We start from the raw sequence: 8589 nt of genomic DNA on the forward strand, positions 1-8589 counted from the left end.
TTGTGACCAAACTGAACCTAATCGCCGGCGAATGGCTGGCAGGCGAAAGCGAAATCGAAAACCGCAATCCTTCTGACCTGACCGATCTGGTTGGCATGTTCGCGCAGGCCAGCGGCGACCAGCTTGAGGCGACACTGGATAAGGCACGCGTGGCACAGGCAGAATGGGCCGCCTACGGGCTGGAGCGCAAGCAAGCAGTTCTTAACGCAATCGGCAATGAATTGATGGCGCGCGCCGAGGAACTGGGCACGCTGCTCAGCCGGGAAGAGGGCAAACCACTGGCCGAAGGCAAGGGCGAAGTTTATCGCGCCGGTCAGTTCTTCACCTACTACGCTGCAGAATGCCTGCGTCAGATCGGTGAGAACGCAGATTCTGTGCGCCCGGATATCGAAGTGGATGTGCGTCGCGAAGCCGTTGGCGTTGTTGCGATCATCAGCCCGTGGAACTTCCCCACCGCGACGGCCTCGTGGAAGATCGCCCCGGCGCTGTGCTATGGCAACGCTGTCGTCTGGAAGCCTGCCAACATCACCCCGGCCTCGGCAGTGGCCTTGACCGAGATCATCGAGCGTCAGGATGTTCCCAAAGGATTGTTCAGCCTCGTTATGGGGTCTGGCCGCTCAATCGGGCAGCGTCTTGTTGAAAGCCCCAAGGTCAATGCAATCTCGTTCACCGGATCGGTCCCGGTGGGCAAGGGCATCGCCGCAGCGGCCATACAGAATCTGACGAAGGTTCAGATGGAAATGGGGTCCAAGAACGCTCTGGCGGTCATGGACGATGCCGATCTGGATCTGGCGGTCTCGCTGGCCTTGGGCGGCGCGTTCGGTGGCACCGGTCAGAAATGCACCGCCTCGTCGCGGCTGGTGGTTCATGCAGGCATTCACGATGCATTTGTCGAGAAATTGGTTGCAGGTGCGCAGGCGATGAAGGTCGGCCATGCACTGGAAGAGGGCGTTCAGATGGGCCCCGTCGTCAGCCAACAACAACTAGGCGAGAACCTCGCTTATGTTGATCTGGGCAAATCCGAAGGCGCGGAACTGGCCTGCGGTGGTCAGCGCCTTGAGATGCCGCACGATGGCTTCTACATGTCGCCAGGCGTTTTCCTGAACACCAATAATGACATGCGTATCAACCGCGAGGAAATGTTCGCGCCTTTGACCAGCGTCATCAAGGTCAGCAGCTATGACGAGGCGCTGAGCGTGGTCAATGACACCAATTTCGGTCTGACTTCGGGCATCGTTACTAAATCTCTGGCACGTGCCACTCACTTCCGCCGCAATGCCCGCACGGGTGTTGTTACTGTCAACCTGCCCACCGCAGGCACCGATTACCATGTGCCTTTCGGTGGGCGGGGTGACAGTTCTTACGGTCCGCGTGAACAGGGCAAGGCAGCGGCGGAGTTCTATACCACCGTCAAAACCGCCTATATCAGCGCAGGCCCTGTCTGATGCTGATCGATGGCCTGCAATATGCAAACTGGTCGGAGAAGATCTTCCGGCAACTGCGTGAAGGAGGCGTGGACGCGATCCACGTCACCATCGCCTACCATGAGAATTTCCGCGAAACCGTTCTTAACTTTGAAAAGTGGAATCGTTGGTTCGAACAATACCCGGATCTGATCATGAAAGGCCGCTGGGCCAGCGATATCGACACAGCCCGCGAATCCGGGCGGACGGCAGTGTTCTTCGGTTTCCAGAACCCCAGCCCCATCGAAGACGATATCGGGCTGGTCGAAATCCTGCACGATCTGGGCGCGCGGTTCATGCAATTGACCTACAACAATCAGTCCCTTCTGGCGACTGGGTGTTATGAGGCCGAAGACACCGGCATCACCCGCATGGGCAAGCAGGTGATCAAAGAGATGAACCGTGTGGGGTTGGTGGTTGATATGAGCCATTCGGCGGACCGTTCGACCATCGAAGCGGCAGAACTGTCCGAACGCCCCATCGCGATCACCCACGCAAACCCCCATGAATGGTCTCCAGCGCTTCGCAACAAGCGGGATGACGTGATCCGGGCAGTGACAGAAAAAGGTGGGATGCTGGGCTTTTCGGTCTATCCTCATCACCTGAGAGACAAGTCCGACTGCACATTGGAAAGCTTTTGCGAGATGATCGCCCGCACCGCTGACAAGTACGGGGCTCAGCATCTGGGGATTGGTACCGACCTGTGTCAGGACCAACCCGATAGCGTGGTCGAATGGATGCGGGTTGGGCGCTGGACAAAAGAGATCGACTATGGCGAAGGCTCGGCTTCTAACGCCGGTTTCCCGCCGATGCCAAACTGGTTCCGCGACAATCGGGATTTTGGCAATATCGAATCTGGATTGCGTGCCGTTGGCATGAATGCCGAGGAAGTCGCCGGAATCATGGGCGGCAACTGGTATCGGTTCTTTGCAGAGAACTTTGGACCTTATAAACCATGAATACCGTGAACCCAAATATCGAACGCCGCGATCCCGCTACGGTGATGCGCCTTTCGCGTCTGGGCTCGCTTCATCAATGTCGGCTCAGTTTTATGCGCCAGCTCACCCGTCGCATGGCGGCCGAGCAGTGGGTTTTTAACCGCCCCGTGTTCGATATCGATGACAACGGGGTTGGCCACGCGGTCTATTCCGCACAAGGACCCGATCGCACCTATTCACTGGTCGCATTCGCCCATGACCTGCCGCCCGAGCAACGCTCGGACCGTGTGATCGCCGAGGCCTGGGATGCGACCTTCACCTTGTTTGATGGTGTTCCCACCAAGGACGATATCCAACGTTTGTCTCGGAACGTACCACTGCAAGAGGCCGGGCGTGTCAGTGAAAACGAGTTGTCGCTGTCGCGTGCCAACCGTTCTGTTCGGTTGTGGGCTCATGTGGTCGACCAGTTGGCTGCGGGCCAGCAACCGGATCTCGCGCAGATCTACAAGGTTGGCTATCTGATGCGCACAACTGCGGTTTACGGATCGGGCAAGTTCGGCGCGGCGGATCGGGAAAAGATCGCTGATCGCCCCGAGGTCAGCGGCCCGTTTCAGGCCGAGATGCTGTCGGTATATCTGACGCGAATATTCGTCCGTGATCTGGTGCAGCATATGGCAAATGCCAAGGGTGGTACGCAGACCGCGCAGCTTGACCCCGATATCGCCCGCTGGCTGGGGATCGGCAACTCGACGGGATTGGGCATGGCGCCTTTCATCGTCAATCACCCGATCCTGTTCAACAACTGGATCATGGTCCGTGAAGAGGCCATCGCACGCGTTCGGTCCCTTGATGCCGCCACAGACGCCGAAGTTGCCTTGTTCCGCGAGATTTTCGAGCGCAGTAAATTGTCGATCTCGTGGTGGCGGTCCGAGCACCCGATCCAGATTGAAAAACTCTTCGCACTGAATGCCGATCTGGGTGCGATAGCCGCGCATCTCGATCAGACCGATCTGACGGAAAATCAGCCCTGGGATCGCCTGATCCTGTGGTCCCGGACCGCGCTTAGCGAAGAAGGGCAAGAGTTGCTGGCTTCTTTGATCCTTGAACCGTATGGCGAGTTGGTGGACGGGCTGGCCTGCTGCATGGCGGATGGCAATAGCGCGGCCTTTACAATTGACGGCGCGATGCCAGTCGCACAGGTGCGCAACCTGATCCGCTCCAGTTTTGGCTGGGCACTCGATCTTGACTGGTCGGCGCCTGAAAACTGCGCGCGCGCCTGGTATGTGTCGGAAGAAAAGCTTGAGCCTCGTTTGGGGGAACGGTTTGAAGAACCGATAGAGGAATATGAGCAACCGCTTGCTCCGGCACGTGATTCCGCGCTTGCCGATAAGGCTTTGGCGGACTGGTCGGGCGAAAGTCCGATCGCCGAATTCCTGCTGCGCCACCCTGAACACCGCCACACCGTACGTCGTGCGCAGATGAGCCGTCTGGCACCATATGGCGAAATCAGCGACAATACGATCAGTGCGGAGGTCCTGCCGATAGACATGTTGCGCGCCAAATTGTCGTTCTTTGGTGCCACGCATTTCGACCCGCGCTCGGATCGTTGGGTGCGTATTTGCATGTATTCGGGGGCACCTTACCCCGAGGAACTGAGTCCGGAAAACGCGGATTTGTGGGTTTATCCGGAGCGCACCCAATGAGTTTTTCCCTTAATGAAATCGAAGCCACGGCCAAGCGTGCAACGCGGGGTGCGGGCTATGCCTGGGGCATCTCTGAAGAGGCCGCAAAAGCGACGCGATGGCTCTGTGCGCAGGGGCTGGACGGAACGGTCGAATTGTCGCGCGTGCTGGCAGGCGAGTTTGCCGGGTCACTGGAAGATCATGTTCCCGCAGGGCTGGACGGAGACTGGGTTGGTCGCAAAGACCTATGCCCACTGATGGTCGGTGCTCTGCTTTCTGACTGTGCGCACATGCTGTTGGCAGGCCCGATCCGGATCAGACAGGTTGCTTCGCCAATGATGCTACTGCCATTTGCGGCCTATGCTGCGCGCATACACAACACGGTGTTTTCAATCACGGCGGGCGATTTCAAGGCTTTGACGGATGGTGCGAGTTTGATGCCGAGAAACGAATGCCCGATTCGCGCGGATCATGTCGAGGTTGCATTTAGCGACCTACTGATCGAGCCGTGTTCACGACAGACGCGTGCAACGCCTGATCCGGCGGCATGGACGATACTCAACCGTTTTGCCCATCTTACCTATGCTCCTGCGACTGAAGAATCCCGTTTGCTCGGCGCAGGGGCCGGGCTTTCTGACAATGACTGAAAAGAGACAGACATGATTGAAACCCGCACCCTTTCACTTGCTGAAATTGAAGACCTGTCCTTTCGCGCGCTGGTGGCTGCGGGGACGAGCGAAGAAAACGCGCGTCCTTTAGCGGTTGCGACCGCGGCAACCGAGGCTGACGGGGTTGCCAGCCATGGTCTGGCCTATATCCCGATCTACTGTGAGCATGTTCAATGCGGCAAGGTTGATGGGCTGGCACAGCCCGTTCAGGCGCAGCCACGCCCTGGCGTCGTTACAGTCGATGCTGCCACCGGATTTGCGCATTCCGCCATTGAAGCCGGGTTCGACGCCTTGATCCCCGCTGCCCGCGCGCAGGGGATTGCGGCGCTGGCGATCAGAAACAGCTATAACTGCGGCGTTCTTGGATATCACACTTATCGTCTGGCGCAGGCCGGCCTGGTTGGTCTGGGTTTCACCAACGCTCCGGCCTCAATTGCGCCCTCCGGCGGGGCCAAGCCGGTGGTCGGCACCAATCCGTTTTCAATCGCCGCTCCGGGCACGGACGGCCAGCCCGCCCTATTGATTGACCAGAGCGCCAGCACCATCGCCAAAAGCGAAGTCATGAAACACGCGCGTGAAGGCAGGCCGATCCCTGTTGGTTGGGCACTGGACGATGAAGGAAATCCAACCACTGATCCGAATGTGGGCCTCAAGGGTTCGATGGCGCCGTCGGGTGGTTATAAAGGTGTTGGCATCGCGCTGCTGACCGAAGTTCTGGCTGCTGCTCTGACCGGCGCGACTTTGGGAATCCACGCCTCTCCGTTTTCTGGCACGGCCGGTGGTCCGCCGAAGACGGGGCAGTTCTTTATTGCGATTGACGCAAATGCGACGGCGAATGGCGCATTTTCAACAGGAATTGTCGATCTTGTCGAAGCGATCCGGTCGCAAGAGGGCGCACATTTGCCCGGAGATGGCCGCCGTGAAAAGCGATTGGCAGCAAAATCTGATGGCGTTGCGGTGAACGTAGCGACACTTAGCAAAATTGAGGCCCTGCTGACTTAGGGCTTTGTGGCGCAAATCCGGGGTGCCAGACGAGAATGACCTGGAAATCGGGACACGTGCGAACAGGGAGGAATCACATGTCTATGAAGGAACCTTTTACCGATCTGGAGATCAAGCGATCTTCAGGTGGGTTTTACGAAGGCCACAGCGTCGAAATTGCCTTGCTCAGCAAGTCAATCATGGTCGCGCTGGTGATCTGGGCATTGGTCTGGCCCGCTAATGCAAACGGTGTTCTTGGCAGCCTGAACTCTCGCCTGCTGGAAGACTTTAACGCCTTCTATATCATCATCGTCGGCTTCTTTGCCTTTTTCCTGTTTGTTGTGGCTGCGCTGCCGCAAACTGGTAAACGACTCATGGGGCCGGAAGGTGAAAAACCGGAATTTTCGGATTTCTCGTGGTTTTCTATGATGTTCGGCGCCGGTCTGGGCGTCGGTCTGATGGTATTTGCCACCGCCGAGCCTCTGGGCCTTTGGGGGTCAAATCCGGTTGTGATCGCCGAACAGGTAGTTGGTAATACCGAAGAGGCACTGCAGTCGGGGTATCGTTATACCTTCCTGCACTACGGGTTTCATGCCTGGGCGATCTATGTCGTGACGGGCTTGTCGCTGGCCTACTATGCCTACACGCGCAACATGCCGCTAACGATCCGCACTGCGCTGACACCTTTGTTCGGCAAGCTGATGAACGGTTTTCTTGGCCACGTCGTGGACGTTCTGGGTGTTGTTGCAACAATCCTGGGTGTCTCGGTAACGATCGGTTTTGGCGTTTCACAGTTTATCGACGGTCTTTATGCCATCACCGGTATGGGATGGATCATGGATCTGAACGGAGAAGTACCGACGCCAAGTACAGTAGGTCTGTTGGCGGGTCTGATCGTCATCATGGGCCTGTCGATCATATCGGCTGTATCGGGAGTTGGTCGTGGTGTTAAGTATCTGTCTAACCTAAATCTGGTGTTGTCTCTGATCCTGCTGCTGGTCTTCGTCGTATTCGGGTCGTTCCTGTTTGCGATGACCACCTATGCAACAGCATTCATCGACTACATCCTGCATTTCATCTCGCTCAGCTTTGGCGCGTTCAACCCGCAGTCAGCGGCAGCATTTGATGCAGCGTTGCCAAGCGAAGCTGCACCATTTGCCGATGCCCTATACAGCGGTGCAACCAACCCCTGGGGTTCGTTTGACGGGTTCAAATCAGGACTTGAAGGCGACGCCGCAGCACTGCCTGAATCCGTTCTAGCTTCGGTATACGCCGCAGGTGATCCGGGTCGCCAGTTTGGTTGGCAGGCAGGTTGGACCACGTTCTACTGGGCCTGGTGGATCGCGTTCTCGCCCTTCGTGGGCCTGTTCCTAGCGCGCATCTCCAAAGGGCGTTCGGTTCGTGAGTTCATCGTTGGCTGTGTATTCGCACCAGCGCTGGTCTGCTTTGCATGGATGACCATTCTGGGTGGTACTGCGATTGATCTGGAACTGAACGGAACCGCCGAAGGTGCAATCATCGGTGCCTCGAACACCGCCAAGCTGTTCGTGACCCTGCAAGAGATGATCTCGGGTGGGTTGCTGTCCGGTATCACAGTGATGTGCGTTGTACTGATCATGACGTTCCTGGTCACATCGGCAGACTCGGGCATTCTGGTGATGAACACCATCATGTCGGGTGGCGATCAGAATATCGGCAACAAGCACAAGATCATCTGGGGTCTCATCCTGACCGCTGTGATCGGCGCGCTTATACTTGCTGCGGGTGAGAACAATCCGATGGATGCGTTGCGAAATGCAATGATCATCGGCGCATTGCCATTTACAATGGTCATGGGGCTGATGTGCGTGGCGCTTGCCAAGGCGCTGTATCGCGACGGTTTGCGGCAAAAGCACGCTGCACCGGCTGAATAACATCATGGGCCCGGGTGGTTGTTAGGCAACCACCCGGTGTTTTTTGGGGCAGATCCGAAGCTGATTTAATTAGGTGATCGATCGGATACCGCACCTTGCTAGGGCATAGATAAGCTGACTGATATTTATTGCTGCGCGTGCACCATTTTCGATATCTTCTTTGACCCGCTGGATTGAACGGGCCAAAGGCACAACTCGGTATCACGTTTAAGGCAAATTAACTGTCGGCAGACACTCAACCTTTTTCGCGGCAAGGTTAAATTGCATGCCAAGGTCGATGAAGCCATGCCAGCAAATTGAAAAATCGAAGCAAAATCGTATTTTTATTCCCAAAGGAGACATTTAAAATCATACACTTGATACCGAATCTTATGGTAGCGCAGCTAGAACGCGTTCCGCCGTCCAGAAGACGCCTACCAAAGCGATAACTACGCTCAGCGGCACCACGATGCGGGGTTTGTACCAGTCTTCATTACGCCAAAGGCCAACGGTCAGAAACGCCGCTGCTACGACTACCAACTGACCGATTTCAACGCCGACATTGAAGCCTATCAAGCGAACCAACCACTGGCCCCCGCCGGGGCTCAGTTCACCCAATACTGACGCAAATCCGAGGCCATGGAGCAGACCAAAGAGGAAAACGACAAAAAGGCGACCGGTGGAGGGTGTGGTACGCAAGATGTTCTCCATGTCTGACATCAGCACCTGTGGGCCTGATTGAAGGATTTGCATAGCGGAAGGTTTCTGGCTCATCTGAACCGTTAAGGAGTGAAGATGAGACGGAAAGCTGGAACCGACAAACCGACGGCTGAACGGGTCGTCAAGGACATTCGCCGCAAGACGCGCAAGCACCATTCTGCGGAGGAGAAGATCCGCATTGTGCTGGAGGGTTTGCGTGGCGAGGAGAGCATCGCCGCGCTCTGCCGTCGCGAGGGGATTGCCAC

Annotated in this window: 8 protein-coding genes; 7 read left to right on the forward strand and 1 reads right to left on the reverse strand. The window is 56.8% G+C overall.

Features of this window, described 5'->3' with window-relative positions; all coding sequences use genetic code 11:
- The first annotated feature begins 2 nt into the window (after positions 1–2).
- From ACR0KN_RS13565 to ACR0KN_RS13590, 6 genes are all read left to right on the forward strand, one after another.
- The gene (locus tag ACR0KN_RS13565) at positions 3–1445 is read left to right on the forward strand and encodes an aldehyde dehydrogenase family protein (protein ID WP_480654212.1); all 1443 of its coding nucleotides are present in this window, start codon (positions 3–5) and stop codon (positions 1443–1445) included.
- On the forward strand, positions 1445–2422 hold the full coding sequence (locus tag ACR0KN_RS13570; RefSeq protein WP_480654214.1) for a membrane dipeptidase: 978 nt from the start codon (positions 1445–1447) through the stop codon (positions 2420–2422). Before ACR0KN_RS13565 ends, ACR0KN_RS13570 begins: the two co-directional genes overlap by 1 nt.
- The gene (locus tag ACR0KN_RS13575; RefSeq protein WP_480654215.1) at positions 2419–4104 is read left to right on the forward strand and encodes a hypothetical protein; all 1686 of its coding nucleotides are present in this window, start codon (positions 2419–2421) and stop codon (positions 4102–4104) included. Before ACR0KN_RS13570 ends, ACR0KN_RS13575 begins: the two co-directional genes overlap by 4 nt.
- Positions 4101–4730 carry a DUF3726 domain-containing protein gene (locus ACR0KN_RS13580; protein WP_480654217.1) on the forward strand — a complete coding sequence of 210 codons (630 nt, stop codon included), beginning with the start codon at positions 4101–4103 and terminating at the stop codon, positions 4728–4730. Before ACR0KN_RS13575 ends, ACR0KN_RS13580 begins: the two co-directional genes overlap by 4 nt.
- A gap of 12 nt (positions 4731–4742) precedes the next feature.
- Positions 4743–5753 (forward strand): Ldh family oxidoreductase, encoded by a 1011-nt coding sequence (locus ACR0KN_RS13585; RefSeq protein ID WP_480654219.1) that lies wholly within the window; start codon positions 4743–4745, stop codon positions 5751–5753.
- Positions 5754–5830: 77 nt separating this feature from the next.
- Positions 5831–7645: a BCCT family transporter gene (locus ACR0KN_RS13590; RefSeq protein ID WP_480654221.1), complete on the forward strand. Its 1815-nt coding sequence runs from the start codon at positions 5831–5833 to the stop codon at positions 7643–7645.
- A 369-nt stretch (positions 7646–8014) separates the two neighbouring features.
- On the opposite strand, the gene ACR0KN_RS13595 is transcribed toward ACR0KN_RS13590, so the two are convergent.
- Positions 8015–8398: a HupE/UreJ family protein gene (locus ACR0KN_RS13595; RefSeq protein ID WP_480654223.1), complete on the reverse strand. Its 384-nt coding sequence runs from the start codon at positions 8396–8398 to the stop codon at positions 8015–8017.
- A gap of 21 nt (positions 8399–8419) precedes the next feature.
- Between ACR0KN_RS13595 and ACR0KN_RS13600 the strand changes: the two genes are divergently transcribed.
- On the forward strand, positions 8420–8589 hold a 170-nt coding region (locus ACR0KN_RS13600), incomplete at its 3' end, for a transposase (protein ID WP_480654230.1).

The organism is Ruegeria sp. AP7, assembly GCF_056539905.1.

Excerpts from the sequence above, each read along its gene's own strand:
- ACR0KN_RS13575 (WP_480654215.1), top strand. The coding sequence starts at position 2,419 with ATGAATACCGTGAACCCAAATATCGAACGCCGCGATCCCGCTACGGTG.
- ACR0KN_RS13580 (WP_480654217.1), top strand. The coding sequence starts at position 4,101 with ATGAGTTTTTCCCTTAATGAAATCGAAGCCACGGCCAAGCGTGCAACG.
- ACR0KN_RS13585 (WP_480654219.1), top strand. The coding sequence starts at position 4,743 with ATGATTGAAACCCGCACCCTTTCACTTGCTGAAATTGAAGACCTGTCC.
- ACR0KN_RS13590 (WP_480654221.1), top strand. The coding sequence starts at position 5,831 with ATGTCTATGAAGGAACCTTTTACCGATCTGGAGATCAAGCGATCTTCA.
- ACR0KN_RS13595 (WP_480654223.1), bottom strand. The coding sequence starts at position 8,398 with ATGAGCCAGAAACCTTCCGCTATGCAAATCCTTCAATCAGGCCCACAG.
- ACR0KN_RS13570 (WP_480654214.1), top strand. The coding sequence starts at position 1,445 with ATGCTGATCGATGGCCTGCAATATGCAAACTGGTCGGAGAAGATCTTC.